Here is a 23,032-nt window from a genome sequence, read left to right on the forward strand (position 1 = left end):
TCAGGCACAGGCCGGGCTGTCTGCCCGCCAACGGTGAATGGGAATATGCGGCTGGCCCGAAAGACGCGCCCGAGCGGCGACCCACATGTCGCGCCAGATGCGCCAGGCTTTCATCTCGGTTTCGGGCTTGGCGCGCGACCGGGCGACAAACTCGGGGAAATGCGCCCTGCCGGTGGGCTGTCCGGTCACATTGTAACGAATGTCGAAGGACCAGCGGAACCGGTCCGAGAGATTGTCGAGCGAGGCATGTGGCGTCAGCGGATGGAATATCACCGCACCCCCGGCCCTGACCGGCATGGGCCGGGCGCGGGACAGGTCCAGACAGCCATCGGCGATGGCGGTCTGCCGCCTTGGACAATGCGGGTACATCCGCGGCGTGCCGGGGATCGCCTGCAGACAGCCGTTTTCGCGGGTTGCATCCGAGATCGCCAGCCAGACGGTAATCATTTCGGTCCGGTCCCCCTCGGCATGGGCGACAGCCCGGTCCTGATGCCAGTCTGTGCCCGCCACATGGGCGCGGATCTCGTCGGGGCGGAGTTTGCGCGCCGGCGGTTTCAGGCGCACATGCTGGATCGGGTTCGAGGTGATCTCGGGGCCGATCAGGCATTCCACCAGATCAAGCAGTCGTTCACAGGTGATCATGTCAAAGACGGCCGGGCCGAAGTGAAACGGCGTGTCGGCCGTGATCGCGTCCCCCGGCAGCGAGATATCCATCGGTTGGAACCAGTCGCAGCCCGCCTTGTAGCTGGTCAGCAGCTTGTCCCAGAAATCCCGGCTCTGGGGCGCTGGTACGCGGCCCGCCCGGTGCCAGCCGTCATAGAGCGTATCGAGCAGCGTGGCGTATTCGGCGCGCAGCGATGCAAGTACGCCGGGTGGCAACACGTCCGGCACAACCAGCACTCCGTCGCGGGCGAAGGCGTCGATCTGGGCCTGGTCGAGCATGGTGTCCCTCTCACCGGCGGTTGAATTGAGAAGGGGCGGACGCCCGCCCCCTTCGCGATGTGGTCAGTGGCCGCGCATCACAGGAATAGCGTCACGATGGGCGGCCAGATCAGCAGCACGGAAAGCGCCAGAAGCTGCAGCACGATGAAGGGCAGGAAACCCCGGAAGATCGCCGTCAGTGAAATATGCGGCGGCGCCACCGATTTCAGGTAGAACGCGGCTGGGCCGAAGGGTGGCGACAGGAAACTGACCTGCATGTTCATACAGAATACCACGCCGAACCAGATCGCGACGTGGCGCGGGTTCAGCTCGCCCAGGACCCCGATCTCCTGTACCGGCAGTTTGAGGACGATGGGCAGGAAGACCGGCATGATCAGCAGCACGATGCCGATCCAGTCCATGAACATGCCCATGATCAGGAAGATCACCATCATCACCAGGATGATTCCCATTGTGGGAAGCTCGGCAGCGACGATCATGTTGGCCACGTAGGTGGGTCCGCCCGCCAGCGTGTAGGCGGCGGCAAGCGAGGCCGCGCCGATCGTGACCCAGATGATCGTGCCGGTGGATTTAAGCGTGCGCATCAGGCTGTCCCAGACGATTTCGAACGTCATTTCGCGACGGAACAGACCGATGAGGAATACCGCCACGACCCCCATGCCGGCGGCCTCGGTAATCCCGGTGATCCCCATGTAGATCGAACCCAACACCACGCCGATCACGATGATCGGCGGCACCAGCCCCTTGCCCATGCCCCATCCCTCGCGCGCGCGTTCCCGGCCCACGACGAACAGGATCAGGATCAGCGCCAGCACGAAGGCCCCAACGATGTAGGGTATGTCTGACACCATGCCGAGCGCGATCGGGTCGACCCCTTCCTGCACCGCGTTTTCCCCGGTCGCGGTGAAGAACATGGCGCGGAGGAACAGAAACCCGGTGATCCACAACGCGAAGCGCGACAGAAAACCGACGAATAGCAGGAATTTCTGCCTCCCCTTGGGGGCGTCCGGATCTTCCTCGGGCAGGGGCGCCAGTTCGGGGTTCAGATTGGTGCGGATGACGATGTAGAGAATGAAGAAGGACGCCAGCATGAACCCCGGCAGGAACGAGGCGGTGAACAGCGCCTTGATCGAGGTTTCCGTCACCAGCCCGTAGAAGATCAGGACGATCGAGGGCGGGATCATCGTACCCAGCGAGCCCGAGGCGCAGATCGTCCCGATGGCGAGGTTCTGATTATACCCAAGGCGCAGCATCTGCGGCAATGCGATCAGCCCCAGCAAAACAACTTCGCCGCCGATGATTCCCGACATCGCCGCCATGATGACGGCCATGATCGAGGTAACGATCGCGATTCCGCCCCGCGTGCGTGACAGCCACTGGTTAAGCGAATCGTACATTTCCTTGGCGATGCCGGAACGCTCCAGCAGCGAGGCCATGAAGATGAAGAGTGGCACCGAGATCAGCACGTAATTGGTCATCTGCCGATAGACGGCCTGCGCCAGTACCGACATCGGCCCGCTGCCGAAGCGCCCGAAAGATGCCTCGGGCCCGAATTTCATCACGATCACCGCCACGGCCAGAAACGCCGAGGCGAAACCAAGCGGCATCCCGATCGCCAGCAGAATGAACATGCCGATGAGCAGCAGGATCGACAGGGTGGCAACGTCGCCGACCTTCATCCAGGCGAACAGCTCGAGGAACTCCATCTACTTCTTCTCCAGCGTTTCGCGGATGTGCTCGATCTCGGACTCGTCGATATCGTCCAGCGGTGAGTGATGCTCCGGTTGCTTGTTCCAGTCGGCGATCAGGTTCGACACCGCCTGCAAGGCGACCAGAACGATGATGATCAGAACTGCCGGTTTGACGATGCCAGGAATTGGCGGATCCCAGGCCGTGCCGAAGGTTTCAAGCCGCAGGAACCGGCGTTTGGCATCGGCATAGTTTCCCCATACCAGCGCGAAGGTGAACCCGACGATCAGCAGTACTGAAAGGACATCTGCGGCTTTCTGCGCCCAGCGGGGCATGATGTCGTAGAATACGTAGATGCGAATGTGGCTGCGCTGCTGCATCGCGTATTGACCGGCGAAGAGGAAAACGAAGGCGGCAATCCAGAGCGACAATTCGTTTGCCCACAGGGTCGGGCGCGAAAACACGTAACGCGAGACCACCTCGTAGAACATCACGATCACGATCAGCGCGGTCAGGATCATCGCCATGCGCGACGTGATCAGCGACAGGAAATCGAAAAATCCCTCGGGTTCGTTCTCGATCTCACCGTGGAAATCGGACAGGTAGAGCGACGCGAAGAATACCGCGCCCGCAAGAGAGATCAGCATCGCCCAGACGATCGGCCGGCCCGAAGGGCGGATCATCTCGTGCATCCCGAAGGCCTCGTCGGAGAGGAGTCGGTTGACGACCAGCCATATATAAAGCAGCGCCACGATCCCCGAAAATACCAGCATCGCAATACGAACGGGCTGTCGAAACCTGCCAAGCCACACGCTTTCCTTTTCCAAGCTGGTTCTCCCCACCGTTCACGGATTTGCGCCGTCTTTTGGTCTGCGGGCAGGCCCCAATGCGGGGCCCGCCCATCGCTTTGCGTAGATCAGAGCGTGGTTTGCGCTAGTCGATCAAACCCAGCTTCTTCATGTATTCCTTGTGGCTTGCCAGGATCGCGCCAGCTTCCGGCGAGCGCGTGCCCCAGTCTTCCCACGCAGCCTGAGCGGCCTTGCGGAACTCTGCCCGGTCTTCCGGCGACCAGTCGTGCAGGGTCACGCCCTGCGTCTGCAGTTCGGATGCGGCGGCGTTGTTGTTCAACTCGTTCGACAAGGCGATCTGGAACGAGACCTTCTGCCAGGCCGTGTCGATGATCCGGCGCTGCTGCTCGGTCAGGCCGTTCCAGACGTCAAGGTTACACGACAGGTGGTCCGACGGCATCGAGTGGAACCCTGGATAGGTGGCGTGTTTCACGATGTCATAGAGGCCAAGGCCAACGTTGTTGTAGAGGCCCGAGGCGTCGGCACCGTCGATGATACCGGTTTCCAGCGCGGTGAAGATCTCGGTGAAGTCCATCACGATGGGCGACGCGCCGAGCTTTTCGAAGATTTCGGTTTCCATCCCCGGAGGCGAGCGGAACTTCCAGCCCTTGAGGTCTTCGAAACCGGCAATCGGCTTCGACGACGACAGCGATTCCTGGCCATAGATCGACCAGCCGATCAACTGCATGTTCTGCGCGTTATAGAGTTCTTGTGCCGCGGCATAGCCGTCACCGTAATAGAGCCATGAGTATTGCTGCCACGGGGTTTCATATCCGCCCATGATGTCCCCGACGAACTGGAAGGCCGGGTTCTTGCCGGTCTGGTAGGCGCCGCCGGTGGCGTCGCAATCGACGATGCCGTTGATCGCCGCGTCGAAAGTTTCGGTCGTGGCGACGACCGATGACGAATAGAACATCTCGACGGTGATCTCGCCGCCGGACATGACCTGCACGTCGTCGGCCCATTCCGCCAGCTGCTTGCCGGTCGGGTGCTCGGTTGCATAGTGGGTCTGAACCCGCAGGGTGACCGGTTCGGCCATTGCCGTCGCGGCCATCAGCGCGCTGGCGCCCGCAGCCATGAAAAAGGTGCTGAACTTCATATTTTCTCCTCCCTTGGCGGTGCCTGCGCAGCGCCGGTTTTCATAGTCGCGCATCCTCCGTTGCGCGTTACTGATGGTATACCATCTGACAGGACGGTAACGAATGCCGCCTCGACAATCAACAATTTTTGGTATACCAAATTTCAGAAAAGTCGGTTTTACATGCCCGCAACCACGTTGTTTAAGGGGCGGTGAAGATCGAACAGACAGGGCGAAGACACCGGATGACCGAAAATACGCTGGCAGAACAGATCGCCACGCAGCTGCGCAGGGATATCCTGCGAGGCAAACTGGTGCCCGGCACCTCGGTCAAGGAGCGCGACAACGCTGCTGAAATGGGGGTTAGCCGCACACCGATGCGCGAGGCAATCCGAATCCTCGCCAAAGAAGGCCTGGTGATTCTGCGACCCGCCCGCAGCCCGATCGTGGCCGAACTGACCCTGCAGGAGGTGGAAAACAACATCGAAGTTCTGACCGCACTCGAAATGCTTTCCGGAGAGCTGGCCGTGAAGCGCGCCTGCGATACCCAGCTTCAGGAGATCGCCGATATTCAGAACCGCATGGAACAGCTATATGACGATCTCGACATGGTCGATGTCTTCGAACTGGACATGGAATTCCACAAGGCCATCGTGCGCGCCGCGGGTAATCAGGTGCTGGTTGAAACCCACGGCGCCATCCTGGCGCGCCTATGGCGGGCGCGCTATCTGTCGGCCAGCCGCAAACGGTCCCGCGACCGGGTTCTGGCCCAGCACAATGCCATCGTGGCCGGGCTGCGTGCGCGCGACACGGAAGCGGTCCAGCAACATCTCCACAGCCACCTGGAGCATCTTGTCATCAACGTGCGCGACTTTTTCGAACACGGTCAGGAGGATCTGCCTCCGGAACCCACAAATCAACCGGCTGCCTGATCCCGGCCACTATCACTAGGGAATGTACACTCCATGAAACTTCTGCGTTTTGGCCCGCAGGGCCAGGAAAAACCCGGCCTTCTGGATAGTGAGGGACAGGTGAGGGATCTATCGGGCAAGGCGGCGGATTTCGCCGGTTCCGGGGTCTCGCCTGCGGCGCTCGACGCTATCCGCGGGCTAGACGTGAACAGCCTGCCGGTGGTGGCCGAACCGGGCCGGATCGGGTCTTGCCTGGCCTCGGTGCCGAATTTCTTGTGCATTGGATTGAACTACGCCAAGCACGCCGCGGAAACCGGGGCGGAACCGCCCAGGGAACCGATCATCTTTTCCAAGGCCAGCTCTGCGCTTTCCGGTCCGTTTGATCCGGTTGTCATCCCGCGCACGTCCACCAAGGCGGATTGGGAGGTCGAGCTGGGCGTCGTCATCGGGCGCGAAACGCTATATGTCAGCGAAGCCGACGCACTGAGCCATGTTGCCGGGTATTGCACCATCAACGATGTGTCGGAACGTGCCTTCCAGATCGAACGGGGCGGCCAGTGGATCAAGGGCAAATCCGCGCCGACATTCGGCCCCGCCGGTCCCTGGCTTGTTACCGCCGACGAGGTGGATGACCCGCAAAAGCTGGACCTCAGCCTGTCGCTGAACGGCGAGTTGGTTCAGAATTCCAACACCGACGACATGATCTTCGGTGTGGCCGAGATCATCTCGTACATGAGCCAATTCATGATGCTGCAGCCGGGTGATATCATCGCCACTGGCACACCTTCGGGCGTGGGTATGGGCATGTCGCCTCAACGCTTCCTGCAACCCGGCGACGTGATGGAGGTCAGCGTCGAGGGGCTGGGCAACCAGCGGCAGGAGGCGGTTGCCGCCCGATAGCGTCCGGTCCTCCCATGCCCCGCCCACCCAATCTCAACGGTTTTCTCTATTTCGAAACCGTGGCGCGGCGCGGCACGATCAGCCGCGCGGCTGAGGAGCTGTCGGTTTCGCCATCGGCGGTCAGCCAGCAGATCAAGCTTCTCGAGCAGCAGCTTGGCGTCAAGCTCTTCCGCCGTGACGGGCGTCTGCTGAGCCTGACGCTGGAGGGCGAACAGCTGTTCCAGACCGCCACGACGGCGCTGCGGATGCTTCGGGACGCCCGCAGGCATCTGGGCAAGACGCGCGAGACCTACCGCCTCAACCTGCGCGTCTCACCCAGTTTCGGTGTGCGGTGGCTGGGGCCGCGCCTGGCAGATTTCGTGGCCCGCTATCCCGATTGGGACCTGCGCGCCGACGCTGCCCCGGACCCGACCGATTTCGACCGAGAGGTGATGGATCTCGATATCCGCTACGGCACCGGTCAATGGGCCGGCTATCATGTGCGGGCGGTGGTGCAGGATCTGGTGCTGCCGCTCTGCAGTCCGCAATATCTGGCCAGCCTTGGTGAGCCGGGAACCCCCGGCGCGCTTCTCGACAAGGCCCTGCTGATCGACAGCGCGCGCGCCCTGTGTCAGTGGGATTTCTGGCTGCTGCACAACGGAATCCAAACCGAAGGCAACCGCAAGACCATTTTGATGGACCGCTCTTCCATGGCGTTGCAGCTGGCGCTGGACGGGGCAGGGATCGTGCTGGAATCGCTGGCGCTGGCGCAGAACGAGGTGGCCGAAGGCCGGCTGGTGCCGGTTACACCCGCCCTGCCAGTTCTGCGCTTTCCGGCCTATTGGGCGATCTGTCCGGCGCGCAACCTCAACCGCCGTGCCGTCCGGCGGTTTCTGGGCTGGCTGGACGAACAGGTTGCGGTGCACGAGAAAGAGACCGGCGCCATTCTTAATCGCCACGGGCTGACAATCGAGGATATCGATATCGAGGCGCGCTCGCCATCGGCGCAGCCAGGGTGAGCCCGGCTGCGCTCAGCCCGGCACGGGCCGATGCGCCTTGTCCAGCGCCTGCCAGAGGAAGGTCACGCCGATACCGGGCACTTCCGGCGCGACCGCCCGGTGATCCCGAAGTACCAGCGGCCGTTCCGTATAGCGGTCGATGGGAAAGGAATGGACCTCGAGCCATCCACCATGGGGCTGCGACGCCACCAGGCTGACATGCAACTCCTGCATCCCGTGGCTGCAGACCGGCAGGCCATGTGCGCGCGCACGCTCTGCCACTTGCAGCCAACCGGTAATCCCGCCGCAATTGGAGGCATCGGGCTGAATAAAGCCAAGCCCCGCCTGTTCGAACGCATGGTCGAACTCGTGGATGGTGTGCAGGTTCTCACCCATGGCCAGCGGAATCGAGGTCGCCGCGGCGATCTTGGCGTAGCCTTCGTAGTCATCCGGGATGGTCGGTTCTTCGAACCAGCAGATATCGAATGGCTCCAGCGCTTTGGCCATGTCGATTGCCTGCTGAACGCTCAGCGCGTAATTGGCATCCACCATGAAGGTCACATCCGGGCCGATCAGTTCGCGTACGGCACGCACCCGCTCGATATCCTCGGCCGGGTCCGGCTGGCCGATCTTGATCTTGACCGCGTCAAAACCGCGGCCCAGGTATTCGCCGATACCGGCGAGCAGCTTGGGCAGCGGAAAGTTCAGATCAATGCCACCGGCATAGGCGCGGCAGGTCTTGCCGGCACCGCCCGCCACCTGCCAGAGCGGTTGCTGCAACCGTTTGCAGCGCAGATCCCACAGCGCGATATCAACTGCCGAAAGGGCGAAGGACGCGATGCCGCCGCGGCCGACATAATGCACGTGCCATTGCATCGCCTCGTAAAGGCCCTCGACATCCTCCGCCTCCTGCCCGATCAGAAACGGGGTCAGATCATGCGTGATCATCGCGGCAATCGCTTGGCCGCCTTTGCCGCCGGTATAGGTATAGCCCGTACCCTCGGCCCCGTTTTCCAGCCGGATCGTCGCGGTGATCAGCTGGAAATGCGTGTGATCGCCATGTTTGGCATCCGTCAGGATCTCGTCCAGCGGCACGTTGAACAGGCGGCAGTCGATTTCCCTGATCCGGCTCATTTCCCGGCTCCTGTGGCGTGATGCCGTCAGTGAATGAGCGACCCGCCGTTCACATCCACCTCCGAGCCGGTCACATAGGCCGACAGGTCCGATGCCAGAAACAGCGCGCAGCCGGCCACGTCCGAGGCCTCACCCGCGCGGCCCATCGGAATGCCCGCCAGGATCTTTTCCTTCATCTCGGGCGTCAGCTTGCCCTGGGTGATGTCGGTGGCGATGAAGCCCGGGCAGATCGCGTTCGCGCGAATACCATCCGGCGCAAGCTCGCGCGCCATCGCCTTGGTCAATCCGAGGACACCCGCCTTGGCAGCCGAGTAATGCGGCCCGCCAAAGATACCGCCCCCCCGCTGGGCCGAAACCGAGGACATGTTGATAAGCTTGCCGCTGCGACGATCGCGCATATGCGGGATCACCGCCTGGCTCATGTTAAGCGTGCCGAGCAGGTTCACGTCCAGCACCGCATCGTAATTCTCGTGCTTGATGTCCATGATCCTGAGAGGCTGCGTGATGCCGGCATTGTTGACCAGTATGTCGATTTGTCCGAAGGCCTCAAGTACCGCCGCCACCGCGGCCTCGCAATCGGCCTTGCGGGTGACGTCGCAGGCCAGCCCGACATGGCCGTCGCCGATATTCGCAGCCGCGTCCTCGGCCTGCGCCGCCTCCAGGTCGAGGATCGCCACCCGGCAGCCATGCTCGGCAAAGAGCTGCGCCGTTGCCTTGCCCAGCCCTTTCATGCTGGCCGCGCCGGTGATGATGGCCGTCTGCCCGTCCAATAGTCCCATGTCTTGTTCCTCTCGTTCGGCGCCCGTGGCCGCTTAGCTTTCGTGTACCGGTTTGCCGGTCAATTTCTCGTAGGCACGGATCACCAGGCTGTCATCGCCGGCCCCGTGACCCATCGCGGAGGCTGCCAGAAACATCTGATGCGCGATCGCGGTCAGGGGCAGTGGCACGCCGTTTTCCCGGCCGGTCTGCAGCACCAGGCCGACATCCTTGACGAAAATGTCGACCGACGAGGTACAGTCGGGATCGGCCTGCATCATGCGTGGGCCGCGATCCTCCAGCATCCAGCTTTGACCGGCGGAGGTTGTCACGATTTCGAACAGTTTCTGCGGATCGCAACCTGCCTTGGCGCCAAGCGCCAGAAGCTCTGCGGCGGCGGCGATATGCACCCCGGCGGCCAGTTGATGCACCACCTTGTAGGTCGCGCCCATCCCCGGTGCGTCGCCCAGCCGGTGCACCGTATTTGCGACCGCCGCCAACACGGCCTCGGCCCGCGCAAAGGCCGCGTCCGGCCCCGAGGCCATGACCGTAAGCTGACCGGCATCCGCCCCTTTCTGCCCGCCCGAAACCGGCGCATCGAGCATCATGTGCCCGGCCTCCTCCAGCGCCGCGCCCAGAGCCCGCGCATCCGACGGTGCCACCGTCGAACACAGGATCACTGTCGATCCCGGGTCAAGCGCCGCCGCGGCGCCCCCCGCGCCAAACAGCACATCGTGCGCCTGCGCCGGGGTCTGGACCATCACCAGCAGCAGATCGCACCCCTGCGCCGCCTCGGCGGCGCTTGCCGCAGCTTTTCCCCCCGCCTTGGCGAGGCCCGACCGCGCGGTTTCTGACAGGTCAAAGCCCGTCAGGGCGATCCCGGATTTCAGGATATTGCGGGCCATTCCTTGCCCCATATTGCCCAACCCGATGATCGCGGTGCCGGCCATGTTCAACCCTCCAACCACAGCTTGACGCGCTGGGTGATCCGGCGCACCGACAGGCCATACTGATCATGCAGCGTCGGCAGGGCCCCGGCGTCCAGATATTCATCCGGCAGCGCGACTTGCCGGAAGGGCACCTGCACACCCTTTCGCATCAGCGCCGCCGCCACCGCCTCGCCCAGCCCGCCGGTGACCGAATGGTTCTCGGCGGTTACCACCAACCGCCCGCCCTTCGACGCCTCGGCGCTGATCGTGTCGGCATCGAGCGGCTTGATCGTGGGTGAATGCAGCACCGCGCAGGATACCCCGTCTCGGGCCAGCGCCGCGGCGGCGTCCAGCACGCGCATGGTCATGAAACCCGACGATATGAACAACACGTCCGACCCGTCGCGGATCACCTTGGCCTTGCCCAGTTCGAACTGATAGCCGTAGTCGCCCAGTACATCCGGCACCTGCCCACGCAGAAGCCGCATATAGACTGGCCCCGGCGTATCGGCGATGACCCGCGTCGCCTGGTCGATCTCGGTCGCGTCACAGGGGTCGATCACCGTCAGGTTCGGCATCCCCCGCATGATCGCCAGATCCTCGGTCGCCTGGTGCGACGGGCCATATCCGGTGGTCAGCCCCGGCAGCGCACAGACGATCTTGACCGGCAGGTTCTCCTCGGCGATAGCCATGGCGATGAAATCATAGGCCCGGCGCGCGGCGAAGACGGCATAGGTGGTGGCAAAGGGGGTAAAACCTTCGCGTGCCATCCCGGCGGCAGCCGACATCAGCAGCGCCTCGGCCATGCCCATCTGATAGAACCTGTCGGGATGCGCCTTGGCAAAAACATGCAGATCGGTGTATTTCGACAGGTCCGCCGAAAGGCCGACGATATCGTCGCGCGTTCTGGCCAGATCACTCAGCGCATGGCCGAACGGCGCCGCGACGGTCTTGCGCCCCTCGGCATCGAGCGAGGCGATCATGGCCGATGTGGTGAGCTTTTCGCCGCCTTCTGACACCGGCATGCTGCGCGGCGTGTATTTGGATTTGCGGCGCGACATCGAGGGGATGGTCATAGCGGTTTATCCTCATCCAGTATCGCCAGCGCCTTGGCCCATTCATCCTGTTCGACCCGTATGAAATGGTTCGACTCGCGCTCTTCCAGAAACGGCACGCCTTTGCACATTCTGGTGTTGCAGATGATCGCGCGGGGGCAGGGGGCGGGATGGTTACGGGCGTTGTCGAAGGCCGCCACAAGCGCTTCAAGATCGTTGCCGTCCACCTCCTGCACGTACCAGCCAAAAGCGGCCCATTTAGGCGCTTCCGCGCCGACGGCAAGCGCCGCCCGCGTCGGCCCGTCCGCCTGCTGGTTGTTGAAATCGACGATGGCGATGAGGTTGTCGAGCTGCCACTGCACGGCTGACATCACCGCCTCCCAGGTGGAGCCTTCGCCCAGTTCCCCATCCGAGAGCATGTTGTAGACAAAGGCCGGGTTCTTCTTGCGCTTGAGCCCCAGGGCCGCCCCCACGGCGATGCCCAGCCCATGCCCCAGCGAACCGCCGGTGATCTCCATTCCTGGCGTATAGGCCGCCATGCCCGACATCGGCATCCGGCTGTCATCCATGCCATAGGTCGGAATCTCATCCTCGGGCAGGATCCCGGCCTCGATCAGCGCGCCATAAAGCGCGATCGCATAATGCCCGATGGACAGGTAGAACCGGTCGCGCCCTTCCCATTCCGGATCGTCCGCCCGGTAGGTCATGGCATGGAAATAGGATGTGGCCAGCACATCGGCAACGCCCAGGGCCTGGCCGATATAGCCCTGGCCTTGCACCTCACCCATCAACAGCGCATTGCGCCGGATCGTCCAGGCGCGCCGTGCCAGGCTTACATTTGATCCGGATTTTTCGCGTCGGGTCTGCACGCCTTCTCTCCCACACGGCCGCTCTGGCCTCGTGGCAACACACCCGGCAGCGGGGTAAATGGCAAGCGACGATTCATTAACGTTATTTAAGTCAGGCTTAACGATTGTGTTCGAATTAGTTATGGTTCGCCCGGGCGGAGATTGGCTATTCTCCCTGTAAATCGTCACGCCAAGGATGCCCCAAGATGAACCTTTCCGCGTTACTGGCCGCCCGCGCGGCCCAAGGCAGACCCGTCCGCATCGGCCTGATCGGCGCGGGTAAATTCGGCTCGATGATCCTGGCCCAGGCCCGACATATCGAAGGCTACCACGTTGTCGGGATCGCCGATCTGGATGTAGGCAAGGCGCGGGATGCGCTGACCCGCGTGCATTGGGAGGCAGAGCGCTTTGGCGCAAAGTCCCTGGCCGATGCCTGCAAGACCGGCACGACTCATGTCACCGACACAGCCGCGGACCTCTTTGCCTTTGACGACATCGAGGTGATAATCGAGGCCACCGGCCATCCCATCGCCGGTATCCGCCACGCGCTTGCGGCTATCGACGCGGGCAAGCATGTGGTGATGGTCAATGTCGAGGCTGACGTGCTGTGCGGCCCGCTGCTTGCGGAAAAGGCCCGCGCGGCGGGGGTGGTCTATTCCATGGCCTACGGCGATCAGCCTGCGGCGATTTGCGAGTTGGTGGACTGGGTCCATGCCTGCGGATTCGAGCTGATCGCGGCGGGCAAGGGCATGAATTTCGCGCCGCCCTACCGCTATTCCACGCCCGATACCGTGTGGGATTTCTTTGGTTGGTCCGAGGAGGAGGTGGCGGCCGGCGATTTCAATCCGAAAATGTACAACTCTTTCACCGATGGCACCAAGGCCGCAATCGAGATGGCGGCGGTGGCAAACGCGACCGGGCTCGACTGTCCCGAAGACGGACTGGCCTTTCACCCGGCCGGGCTGCAGGATCTTGCCAATGTGTTCAGGCCAAGCAGCGACGGCGGACAACTGGAAAAGCCGGGCCTTGTCGATATTGCCGCCAGCCGCGAGAAAGACGGTCGCGTGGTGCTAAACAACATCCAGTGGGGCATGTTCGTCACCTTTCGCGCGCCTAATGCCTACAGCCGCGACTGCATCCGGCAATACGGGCTGCTGACCGATACATCCGGCTGGTACGGATCAATGTGGCGGCCATTTCACCTGATCGGGCTGGAAACCAGCGTCTCGGTCCTTTCGGCGGTTCTGCGCGGCGAAGCGACCGGAAGTTCAACCCGCTATCGCGCCGATGCGGTGGCCACGGCCAAGGGCGATTTCGCGGCAGGCGACATGCTCGATGGCGAAGGCGGCTTCAAGGTCTGGGCCAAGGCCATACCCGCCCGCCTTGCCGCCGCGCAGGATGCGCTGCCCATCGGCCTTGCGCATCACATCCGGCTCAAACGTGCTGTGAAGCGCGACCAGGTCATCACCCTCGACGATGTCGAGATCACCGATGACGCCGATATTTTCGCGATGCGCGAAGACCAGAAACGCATTCTTGACGGCTAAGGTCGGTTCCGAGGGGCTCAGAAACTCGCGCGGCGGATGATCTCGAATCCAAGATCGGTCACCGGGTCAGGCGGCGGCCCGCCATCCAGCCGCGCCAGCACGGCATCGGCGGCGACCTGGCCAAGCCGGTCGCGATCAACCCGCACCGTGGTCAGCGCCGGGTCGAGATCGCGCGCGAAATCCTGATCTCCGAAACCGATCACGGCCACATCCCCGGGGACACGCAAGCCGCGCGACCGTGCCTCGATCAACACGCCATGCGCCAGCTGGTCGGAGCTGCAGAAAATCGGACCGCGGGCAAACCCCTCGCGCTCAATCAGGGCGGTCAGCGCCGCCCGCCCCGCCGCGATGCTGGCCGCGCCATCCACACCCGCTTCGGGAACCGGCACACCGGTTTCGGCCTCGAACCGCTTGGCAAAGGCCTGACGGCGGCGGCCCGCGCGTTCATCCGCCGCGGTCACGGTCGCCGCCTGAGGGTACCCGGCTTCGAGCACGAAATCGGCCACACGCTGTGCAGCCCCGGCATGGCTGAACCCGACGCACAGATCAATCGGCGTGTCGGTCATGTCCCAGACCTCGACCACCGGGATACCGGCGCCCAGCAATTGCCGCCGTGACTGCGCGCTGTGGTGGATGCCGGTCAGCAGCATGGCATCCGGTCGCCGTGAAAGATGCGCGGTGATCAGCGCCTGTTCTTCTTCCGGGTCAAATCCGGTTTCAGACAGCAGCAGCTGGTAGCCAGCGTCGCGAAGACGTTCGCTGAAGGAGCGGATGAACGAGGAATAGACAATATTGGTGATCGACGGGACCAGCGCCGTCACCAGCCGCGACCGGTTCGAAGCCAGCGCGCCGGCAATGGCGTTCGGCACGAATCCTGTCGCCTCGATCGCCTCGCGGATCTTGCGCAGGGTATCGGGCGACACCTTGGACGGGTCCGACAATGCGCGCGACACGGTGACCTGGCTGACCCCGGCCATGCGGCCGACATCGGTCATCGTGACCCGCTTTGCAGTTTGTCCGTCCATGACGCTTTCCCGTACGTTGTCTGCACTTGTCCTATGGCCGCCACGTGTTGGCAAGTGCCGCTGTGATTCAGATGCTGATCCCGGTCTCCTTCTTGCGCCGCGACAGGTAGACCGAACCGATCAGAGAGCCGATGATCAACAGCCAAAGCACCACGGCAATCCAGCTCTTGGTGACAAAGATCGTGAGGTCGCCGAAACTTTCCAGGCTCTTGACGAAATACACCTCTGCCGATGGTCCCAGGATGAAGCCGATGATGAACGGCGCGACCTCAAGCCCCATTTTCACCCCCAGCCAGCCGAACAGGCCAAAGATCAGCAGCGTCCAGACATCGAACATGATGCCGTAGTTGATCGTGTAGGAGCCGATCACGCACATCATCAGGATGACCGGAAACAGGATATGCTTGGGCACGGTGACAACCAGCGCGAAATAGCGGATGGCGGCATACATCATGACGAACATGGCGACATTGGCAATCAGCATGGCGATGATCATCGCGTTCCAGGTATCGGGGTTGTTGCCGATGAAAAGCGGACCCACCTGGATACCCTGCAACGTGAATGCCCCGATCAGCAGCGCCGTGGTGCTGTCGCCGGGGATGCCAAGCGACAATAGCGGAATAAGCGCGCCACCGGTCAGACCATTGTTGCCCGACTCGGACGCAATCAGCCCCGAGGGTTCGCCAGTGCCAAACTTTTCGGGGTTTTTCGAAAACGTCTTGGCGTTGGAATAAGCTAGGATCGAGGCCGCCGAGCCGCCCACACCGGGTAGGATCCCGACGAAGGTACCAATGCCCGAGGAGCGCACCAGGTTCACGATCTGGCCCTTGAACACCGAAAAGGAAAATCGCGAATGTGCGCCAAGCTTGATGTCCTCGCGGCTCTGCCCCTTGGGCACGCCCTTCTCCGCTTCTTCGAGGATGGCCGCCAGGCCGAACAGGCCGATCAGCACCGGCAGCAGGGAAAACCCGGTTTCCAGCCAATAGTCCGTGCCCGGCGGCACAAGCCGCATCTTGCCATTGCCGCCCGACGAGATGTCATAGGTGCCGATGAGCGCGATGAAGATGCCAAGAAAGCCCGAGAAGATGCCCATCAGCATGTCCGAACTCAGGGCCGCCATGACGGTAAGCGCGAAGAGGATGATCAGGAATTTCTCGACGTAAGAGAATTCGATGGCGAAATCCGCCAGTGTCGGTGCGAACATGAACAGTACGAACAGGCTGACCAGGCCGCCGATCACCGACGCGCAGATGCCGATCCGCAGGGCCTTTTCGCCCTCGCCCCGTTGTGCCATCGGGTAGCCGTCGAAGGTGGTGGTGATCGACGAGGGCGTTCCGGGAATCCCCAGCAGGATCGCGGGAACGAGCCCGCCGGATATCCCGCCCACGTAAAGCCCCAGAAGCAGTGCAAGCCCGTTTTCAAGACCCAGCGAATAGGTCATCGGCAGGCAGACTGCCACGGCCATCGTGGCCGTCATGCCGGGGATCGATCCGAAGATGATGCCGATGAACGTCCCCCCAACGATCAGGGCAAGGAACAGGGGAGAGATGATCGAAAGGAGTTCCATGAAAGCCTCGTGTCAGGGCAGCGTCAAAAAGAAAACTTCGGCAAACAGCCACCAGACCAGAGCTGGCGCGATCAGCGCCACCGCCGCCATGATGGCAACCGCCCGTCCGGGCCACGCGTGCATGAACAGCAGGCCGATGGCAAAGACGAACGGAATCGAACAGAACAGGAAACCAAAGCCGCGATTGGGCCAGATATCCCCGACCGGCACCATCAGGATGAAATAGATCACAGTCAGCGCCAGCGTGCCCAATGTCCGGGGCTTGTCCATATCGCGCCAGAAGCCCGCCCAATGGGCGCCGGCCTGCGTGACCTGCCTCCGCCGGGTGATCAGAATTGTCAGGCCCAGAAGCCCGAGGATGACCGCGATCAGCATTGGAAAGATAAGGTGCGATGTCTCGAAATCGATGGAAACCTGGGTCAGTCGCGCCATGTTCTCCTCCCTCGCATGTGGTGTTGGCGGCAGTGCCCTGCCAGCCCGCCGCTACGGGCTTAATGGTTCCCTCTCTCGCGCATTGGCAGGGGTCGGGAACGTGACCCGGGCGTTGCCGCCCGGGCCGCCAGAGCGGTCAGGACCCGCCCGAAATCTCGGCGATCACGCCGGCATTGGTGTCGCGTTTACCCATCAGGTATTCGCGCGCTTCGGCTGAGGGCTTGAAGTTCGGAATGAAGAACGCGGCCTTCTGGCGCTCCTGGATGTCACCCTTTGCGAAGATTTCGGTCAGGGCGGTGTCGATCTGCTCGATAACGCCTTGGTCCATATCCTTGTTGAACAGGAAGAAGAATTCCTTGTCGAAGGTAAAATCCTGGCTTCCGTCAAGCGTCACAGAGGTTTCGGGCGAGGCGAATTTAAGAAGATCGTCGCGGGTGGTGTTGCCCATGCCTTCTGCCGGCGCCTGGGCAAGGGTTTCGCCGCGCGCCGTGATCCAGACAAAGCGCATGCCCTTCTCGTCACCGGCTTCAAGCTGGGTGAATTGCTCGTTGGCCTGGATCGACCCGTTGATCACGTCGGCCAGATCGTCCCACATCGCCTGATTCTTGTCGGATTGCGAGCCGGTATTGACCGCCACGATGTTTTCTTCCGACCCCGGGTTCATGACCCGCGCGGCATTCTTCATGGCGGAAAAACCGATCTCGGAAACGCCGCCCGGCTGAATGGCCACGCGCACTTTCTCTCCGGCCGCGGCCGCGGCAAAGATGTCGTCCATCGTCTGATACGGGCTGTCGGCGGGTACCAGATAGGCGTTGCCCGGATTGATCGCCACGGTGGCGCCCACGGTGTAATTCGCGAACGGATCGCTATAGCCTTCGCGGCCATAGAGCTGACCCAGGTAGGACTGGTCGTGGAAGATCATGATCGTGGTGCCCCGGCTGTCGCGGTCCAGCGCCTTGAAGGCGGCAGAGGCGCCAACGGCGTCGACCTTGATGTTGATGCCCAGATGCTCGGCCAGCGCCTCGGCGATGATCGCCGAGTTCTGATAGGTGTCTCCGCCGGTAGATTTGGAGCCGATCACCATGCGCACGTTGCGCGGCAGTTCCTGTGCGGCGCTGGCAAGCGGCTGGGCGATCAGTGCGGCGGCGCTTACCGCCGCCAGAAGGGTTCTGCGAGTAAAGGTCATGATTTCCTCCCTTGCGGCCGCGGGGCGACCTGAGTTTGACGATCAGGGCGCCCTCCCCAGGCGCCCGGCGCGACTCGCCACTTGGCGATGTATGCGCATACATACTCTTGAACACATCACATGGTCCCTTGTCAACAGTGTTAATTTAGAAAAGAAAAGAGCAGAAATTGTTGAGATGAGGCGTTGACAATCAAGAATGTATGCGCATACACAATGAGTACGCCAGAAGGAGAACAGCATGAAGGACACGGCCCGCAAGACGCCCGGTGATCTGCGCAGCGCGCACTGGTTCGGCCCGGATGACCTGCGCAGCTTCGGCCACCGGTCGCGGATGATGCAGCTGGGCTACTCCGAAGAGGAGTTCCGCGATCGTCCGATCATCGGCATTCTCAACACCTGGTCTGAATTCAACAGCTGTCACAGCCATTTCCCCGAACGCGTCAAGGACGTTAAACGCGGCGTTCAGCTGGCCGGTGGCCTGCCGGTGGAAATGCCCGCCCTGTCGGTCGATGAAAGCTTCACAAAGCCGACCTCGATGCTCTATCGCAACATGCTGGCGATGGAGACCGAAGAGATGATCCGCGCGCATCCGCTTGATGGCGTGGTGCTCATGGGCGGTTGTGACAAGACCACGCCGGGGCTGGTGATGGGGGCGATCACCGCCGGCGTGCCGATGATCTACCTGCCTGCCGGACCGATGCTGCGCGGCCACTACGCGGGCAAGATCCTGGGCTCTGGATCGGATGCGTGGAAATACTGGGACGAACGCCGCGCGGGCAACATCAGTGACGCGGAATGGCTGGGCATCCAGGGGGGGATCGCCCGCTCGGCCGGGACCTGCATGACCATGGGCACTGCCTCGACCATGACCGCGATCACCGATGCGTTGGGGCTGACGCTGCCGGGCGCCTCGTCGATTCCCGCGGTCGATTCCGGCCATCAGAGGATGGGCGCGAATTGCGGCCGCCGGATCGTTGGGATGGTGTGGGAGGATCTGACGCCCGACCGGATCGTGACCGACGCATCGGTGCGCAACGCTGCCATTGTCGCCATGGCGACAGGCTGTTCCACGAACGCCGTCGTGCATCTGATTGCCATGGCCCGCCGCGCGGGTGTGAACCTGACGCTGGACGACATGGATGCCCTGGGCCGCAGCACGCCTCTCATCGCCAATGTCCGCCCTGCGGGCAAGGATTACCTGATGGAGGATTTCTTTTATGCCGGTGGCCTGCGCGCGCTGATGAAGCAAATGCAGGAACAGCTGGACACAACCTGCCTTACCGTCACCGGCAAAACCCTGGCCGATAACCTGCACGGTGCCGAGGTTTACAACGATGACGTGATCCGCCCGCTTTCCAATCCGGTCTATCACGAAGGATCGCTTGCGGTGCTCAAGGGCAATCTTTGCCCGTCTGGCGCGGTCATCAAGCCTGCCGCCTGCGACGCGAAATTTTATCAGCACGAGGGTCCGGCGCTGGTTTTCGACAGTTATCCCGAGATGAAGGCGGCGGTCGATGACGAAGATCTGGAGGTCACGCCCGATCACGTGATGGTTTTGCGCAATGCCGGGCCGCAAGGCGGGCCGGGCTTTCCCGAATGGGGCATGTTGCCGATCCCCAAGGCGCTGATCAAGCAGGGCCACCGCGACATGCTGCGGATATCCGATGCGCGCATGTCGGGCACGTCTTATGGCGCCTGCATACTGCATGTCGCACCCGAAAGCTTCGTCGGCGGGCCGCTCGCCCTGCTCAAGACCGGCGATACCGTGCGGCTGGACCTGCCGAACCGACGCCTCGACATGCTGGTGCCCGATGAGGAGATCGAGGCGCGGCGCCAGGCCTGGACACCGCCGGAGGCACGGTTTCAGCGCGGCTGGGGCTGGATGTTCTCGCGCCATGTCGGCCAGGCCGATACCGGCTGTGATTTTGACTACCTGCAGGCGGGCTTCGGCGAGGCCGCGGGCGAACCGGATATATACTGATGACCCATGACCTCAATCAGGCGCTGGCCGGCATCTCCGGCATTCTCGTCACCCCCTATGACGATGCTGGTGAAGTTGCGCCCACCAGGCTGAGCCCGATCATTGACCGCGCGCTTTCGGCGGGTGTGCACATGCCGGTCGTCAACGGCAATACCGGGGAATTCTATGCCCTCACCACCGATGAGGCCTGCACCATGGTGCGTGAGGTGGCCGGGCTGCTCGGTGATCGCGCGCCGCTGCTGGCCGGTGTCGGGCGCGGTATCCGCGATGCCTGCCGTCTGGCGAGGGTTTCGGCCGATGCCGGGGCGGCCGCGCTGATGATTCACCAGCCGCCCGATCCTTTCGTCAGTCCGCGTGGCACGGTCGATTATCTCAAGGCGGTGATTGATGCGGGCGGCGGGTTGCCCGTCATGCTGTATCTGCGCAACGACGCCATCGGCACCGGGGCGATCGCAGACCTGTGCGCACTGCCCGGGGTAAAGGGCGTGAAATGGGCCACGCCGAACCCGCTGAAACTGGCCGAAGCAATCAATGCTTGCGATCCCGGCATTACCTGGGTCGGTGGTCTGGCCGAGGTTTGGGCGCCGCCGCTTTACGCTGTCGGTGCGCGTGGATTCACCAGCGGGCTGATCAATGTCTGGCCGGAACGATCGGTCGCGATCCATGCCGCCTTGGCCGGAGAAGACTATGAGCAAGCCAATCAACTCATCGCCGGGATGCGCGCCTTCGAGGACATCCGGGCGGAAGAGCTGAACGGCACCAACGTGACCGGCGTCAAGGCGGCGCTGCTGGCGCAGGGCCACGATTGCGGCCCGACCCGCCCGCCTTCTGCCTGGCCCCTGACCGAGGCGCAGCAGGCCAAACTGGATCGTTTTCTGGCTGCCAACGGCCTGATCTGACACGAAGAGAGGAAAACAGATGCCCGACGAAACATTCAGCCCACATGGCAAACACCTGATCGCGGGCGATTGGGTGGCGGGCGATGCCACGTTCACTTCGGAACCCGCCCATGGCAAGGCATACCGGTTCAGTGTCGGCACTCCGGCACTGGTCGACAAAGCGGCTGAGGCGGCTGAAGAGGCGTTCTGGTCCTACGGTTATTCCGGGCGCGAGGCGCGCGCGGATTTCCTCGAAGCCATCGCCGATGAAATCGACGCACGGGACGACGCGATTACCCTGATCGGCTGTCAGGAAACCGGCCTGCCCGAAGCCCGGTTGCAGGGCGAGCGTGGCCGAACCGTGGGCCAGCTGCGCCTGTTCGCTGAGCATATCCGCAAGGGCGACTATCTGGACCACCGCCACGACGCGGCACTGCCGGATCGCGCGCCCTTGCCTCGGCCCGACCTGAAGATGGTGCAACGGCCCATCGGGCCAGTGGCCGTCTTCGGCGCGTCGAACTTCCCGCTGGCCTTTTCGACGGCGGGGGGCGATACCGCCTCGGCCCTGGCCGCTGGCTGCCCCGTGGTGGTCAAGGGGCATAGCGCCCACCCGGGCACCGGCGAGATCGTGGCCGAAGCCATCGCCGCGGCCATCGCAAGATGCGGCGTGCATCCCGGCACGTTCAGCCTGATCCAGGGCGGCAAGCGCGACGTGGGTCAGGCGCTGGTGCAGCATCCGCTGATCAAGGCGGTGGGGTTCACCGGTTCCCTTGGCGGGGGTCGGGCGCTGTTTGATCTTTGCGCCGCGCGTCCCGAACCGATCCCGTTCTTCGGCGAGCTGGGCTCGGTCAACCCGATGTTCCTGCTGCCCGAGGCGGTCAAGGCCCGGGGGTCACAGATCGGAGAAGGCTGGGCCGGATCGCTCACCATGGGGGCGGGCCAGTTCTGCACCAATCCAGGCATCGCCGTGGTTCAGACCGGCCCCGAGGGCGACGCCTTCGTGCAAGCCGCCGCCGATGCGCTGAGCGAGGTGCCGGCGCAATCCATGCTGACCGACGGGATCGCCGAGGCCTACAGGAAGGGCAAGACCCGGTTCGACACCCGCAACGCGGTACGCCCGGTGCTGTCCACCGACAGCGAAGGACGCAGCGCGTCACCCAACCTCTACGAGACAAACGCACGGGACTACCTTCAGGATCATGCCCTTGGCGAAGAAGTCTTTGGCCCGTTGGGGCTTGTTGTGCGGGTTTCCGGCCCGGATGAGATGGCAACCCTGGCGCGCGGCTTCGAAGGACAGCTGACCGCGACGCTGCACATGGATGAGGGTGATACCACCCTGGCGCAGCGCCTGATACCGATCCTGGAACGCAAGGCGGGGCGGCTTCTGGTCAACGGATTTCCAACCGGGGTCGAGGTCTGCGATGCGATGGTTCATGGTGGCCCTTACCCGGCCTCGACGAATTTCGGTGCGACCAGCGTTGGCACCCTTGCCATCCGCCGGTTCCTGCGCCCCGTTTGCTATCAGAACATGCCCGACGCCCTGCTGCCGGGCGACCTGACCTGACGAAGGAACACTGCAATGAACCAGGAAATCCGTGAGAAACTGATGGGCGTATCCGTGGCCACGCTGGCCACCGCTCTTTACAAACGCGGTCTGCGCAACCAGGTGATCCAGGGCGTGCACCCGGTGGGCTGGAAAGGCCGGAACATGGTCGGTCCTGCCTTTACGCTGCGCTACATGCCCGCGCGAGAGGATCGCAATCAACTGACCGAGTTCCGCAACCCGGACCACCCGCAGCGCGTCGCGATCGAGACCTGCCCAGAAGGTCATGTACTGGTCATGGACAGCCGCAAACAGGCAAACGCCGCCTCGGCCGGTGACATCCTGATCACCCGGCTGATGAAACGCGGCGGTGCGGGCGTCGTGACCGATGGCGGCTTTCGTGATGCCGCCACCATCGCCGGGCTGGACATCCCGGCCTATCACACGCGTCCATCCAGCCCCACCAACCTGACCAATAACGAGGCCATCGCCATCAACGAGCCGATCGGTTGCGGCGATGCGCCGATCTTTCCCGGCGACATCATCGTCGGCGATGCAGATTGCGTGATCGTGATTCCGGCTCACTTGGCGGAAGAGGTCGCCGACGAGGCCGTTGAGATGACCGCCTACGAGGATTTCGTGCTGGAGCGCGTGAAGGAGGGCGAGGCGATCATCGGCCTCTATCCCTGCACCAAAGACGAACATAAACGCGCTTTTGAAACCTGGCGCAGGCAAAACGATCGTTAGCCTTCCGCGCGGGGGCCGTATTGGATGCAGACAAGAGGTCAGGGTTCCTTGCCGATGAT

At 62.9% G+C, this 23,032-nt stretch carries 21 protein-coding genes; 8 read left to right on the forward strand and 13 right to left on the reverse strand.

Annotated features, from left to right (window positions below):
* The 4 genes from AAFO92_RS00360 to AAFO92_RS00375 all read right to left on the reverse strand — a co-directional run bounded on the left by AAFO92_RS00360 (window position 1) and on the right by AAFO92_RS00375 (window position 4,578).
* The gene (locus tag AAFO92_RS00360; protein ID WP_347532443.1) at window positions 1-942 is read right to left on the reverse strand and encodes a phytanoyl-CoA dioxygenase family protein; all 942 of its coding nucleotides are present in this window, start codon (window positions 940-942) and stop codon (window positions 1-3) included.
* 77 nt (window positions 943-1,019) lie between these two features.
* Entirely contained in the window at window positions 1,020-2,648 is a 1,629-nt protein-coding gene (locus AAFO92_RS00365; RefSeq protein ID WP_347532444.1) for a TRAP transporter large permease subunit, read from the reverse strand.
* Entirely contained in the window at window positions 2,649-3,458 is an 810-nt protein-coding gene (locus tag AAFO92_RS00370; RefSeq protein ID WP_347532445.1) for a TRAP transporter small permease, read from the reverse strand.
* Between the two features lie 106 nt (window positions 3,459-3,564).
* Window positions 3,565-4,578 (reverse strand): TRAP transporter substrate-binding protein, encoded by a 1,014-nt coding sequence (locus AAFO92_RS00375; RefSeq protein ID WP_347532446.1) that lies wholly within the window; start codon window positions 4,576-4,578, stop codon window positions 3,565-3,567.
* Between the two features lie 224 nt (window positions 4,579-4,802).
* On the opposite strand from AAFO92_RS00375, the gene AAFO92_RS00380 reads away from it, so the two are divergent.
* From AAFO92_RS00380 to AAFO92_RS00390, 3 genes are read left to right on the forward strand one after another with little or no spacing between them, the layout of a single operon-like run.
* On the forward strand, window positions 4,803-5,489 hold the full coding sequence (locus tag AAFO92_RS00380; RefSeq protein ID WP_347532447.1) for a GntR family transcriptional regulator: 687 nt from the start codon (window positions 4,803-4,805) through the stop codon (window positions 5,487-5,489).
* Window positions 5,490-5,522: 33 nt separating this feature from the next.
* Complete coding sequence (locus AAFO92_RS00385) at window positions 5,523-6,368, forward strand: fumarylacetoacetate hydrolase family protein (RefSeq protein WP_347532448.1); 846 nt, start codon at window positions 5,523-5,525, stop codon at window positions 6,366-6,368.
* Between the two features lie 14 nt (window positions 6,369-6,382).
* Window positions 6,383-7,366, forward strand: a complete 984-nt coding sequence (locus AAFO92_RS00390) for a LysR substrate-binding domain-containing protein (protein WP_347532449.1) — start codon at window positions 6,383-6,385, stop codon at window positions 7,364-7,366.
* Window positions 7,367-7,378: 12 nt separating this feature from the next.
* On the opposite strand, the gene AAFO92_RS00395 is transcribed toward AAFO92_RS00390, so the two are convergent.
* Genes AAFO92_RS00395 through AAFO92_RS00415 form a run of 5 tightly spaced genes read right to left on the reverse strand, consistent with a single transcriptional unit; the run spans window position 7,379 to window position 12,007 of the window.
* A complete protein-coding gene (locus AAFO92_RS00395) occupies window positions 7,379-8,479 on the reverse strand; it encodes a mandelate racemase/muconate lactonizing enzyme family protein (protein ID WP_347532450.1) in 1,101 nt (366 codons plus the stop codon).
* 26 nt (window positions 8,480-8,505) lie between these two features.
* Window positions 8,506-9,258 carry a glucose 1-dehydrogenase gene (locus tag AAFO92_RS00400; protein ID WP_347532451.1) on the reverse strand — a complete coding sequence of 251 codons (753 nt, stop codon included), beginning with the start codon at window positions 9,256-9,258 and terminating at the stop codon, window positions 8,506-8,508.
* Between the two features lie 33 nt (window positions 9,259-9,291).
* Window positions 9,292-10,185, reverse strand: a complete 894-nt coding sequence (ltnD, locus tag AAFO92_RS00405) for an L-threonate dehydrogenase (protein WP_347532452.1) — start codon at window positions 10,183-10,185, stop codon at window positions 9,292-9,294.
* Between the two features lie 2 nt (window positions 10,186-10,187).
* Window positions 10,188-11,240, reverse strand: a complete 1,053-nt coding sequence (locus AAFO92_RS00410; protein WP_347532453.1) for a transketolase family protein — start codon at window positions 11,238-11,240, stop codon at window positions 10,188-10,190.
* A complete protein-coding gene (locus tag AAFO92_RS00415) occupies window positions 11,237-12,007 on the reverse strand; it encodes a transketolase (protein ID WP_347533344.1) in 771 nt (256 codons plus the stop codon). Before AAFO92_RS00415 ends, AAFO92_RS00410 begins: the two co-directional genes overlap by 4 nt.
* A gap of 266 nt (window positions 12,008-12,273) precedes the next feature.
* On the opposite strand from AAFO92_RS00415, the gene AAFO92_RS00420 reads away from it, so the two are divergent.
* A complete protein-coding gene (locus AAFO92_RS00420) occupies window positions 12,274-13,614 on the forward strand; it encodes a Gfo/Idh/MocA family oxidoreductase (protein ID WP_347532454.1) in 1,341 nt (446 codons plus the stop codon).
* Window positions 13,615-13,631: 17 nt separating this feature from the next.
* Here the strand turns inward: AAFO92_RS00420 and AAFO92_RS00425 are convergent, their stop codons facing one another.
* The 4 genes from AAFO92_RS00425 to AAFO92_RS00440 form a co-directional block, all read right to left on the reverse strand.
* Window positions 13,632-14,639, reverse strand: coding sequence for a LacI family DNA-binding transcriptional regulator (locus AAFO92_RS00425; protein WP_347532455.1), 1,008 nt, complete (start codon window positions 14,637-14,639; stop codon window positions 13,632-13,634).
* A gap of 67 nt (window positions 14,640-14,706) precedes the next feature.
* Window positions 14,707-16,206, reverse strand: a complete 1,500-nt coding sequence (locus tag AAFO92_RS00430) for a tripartite tricarboxylate transporter permease (RefSeq protein ID WP_347532456.1) — start codon at window positions 16,204-16,206, stop codon at window positions 14,707-14,709.
* Window positions 16,207-16,218: 12 nt separating this feature from the next.
* Window positions 16,219-16,638, reverse strand: a complete 420-nt coding sequence (locus tag AAFO92_RS00435) for a tripartite tricarboxylate transporter TctB family protein (protein ID WP_347532457.1) — start codon at window positions 16,636-16,638, stop codon at window positions 16,219-16,221.
* Window positions 16,639-16,774: 136 nt separating this feature from the next.
* Complete coding sequence (locus tag AAFO92_RS00440) at window positions 16,775-17,824, reverse strand: hypothetical protein (RefSeq protein WP_347532458.1); 1,050 nt, start codon at window positions 17,822-17,824, stop codon at window positions 16,775-16,777.
* A 238-nt stretch (window positions 17,825-18,062) separates the two neighbouring features.
* Here AAFO92_RS00440 and araD point away from each other — a divergent pair, with 238 nt between their 5' ends.
* From araD to AAFO92_RS00460, 4 genes are read left to right on the forward strand one after another with little or no spacing between them, the layout of a single operon-like run.
* Entirely contained in the window at window positions 18,063-19,805 is a 1,743-nt protein-coding gene (gene araD / locus AAFO92_RS00445) for an L-arabinonate dehydratase (protein WP_347532459.1), read from the forward strand.
* A complete protein-coding gene (locus tag AAFO92_RS00450) occupies window positions 19,805-20,704 on the forward strand; it encodes a dihydrodipicolinate synthase family protein (RefSeq protein WP_347532460.1) in 900 nt (299 codons plus the stop codon). The genes araD and AAFO92_RS00450 overlap by 1 nt, the downstream gene beginning before the upstream one ends.
* Window positions 20,705-20,723: 19 nt before the next feature.
* Window positions 20,724-22,247, forward strand: a complete 1,524-nt coding sequence (locus tag AAFO92_RS00455) for an aldehyde dehydrogenase (NADP(+)) (RefSeq protein ID WP_347532461.1) — start codon at window positions 20,724-20,726, stop codon at window positions 22,245-22,247.
* 15 nt (window positions 22,248-22,262) lie between these two features.
* Window positions 22,263-22,973, forward strand: coding sequence for a ribonuclease activity regulator RraA (locus tag AAFO92_RS00460; RefSeq protein ID WP_347532462.1), 711 nt, complete (start codon window positions 22,263-22,265; stop codon window positions 22,971-22,973).
* The last annotated feature ends 59 nt before the right edge of the window (window positions 22,974-23,032 follow it).

Source organism: Roseovarius sp. CAU 1744 (assembly GCF_039839345.1).
Taxonomy (GTDB): domain Bacteria; phylum Pseudomonadota; class Alphaproteobacteria; order Rhodobacterales; family Rhodobacteraceae; genus Roseovarius.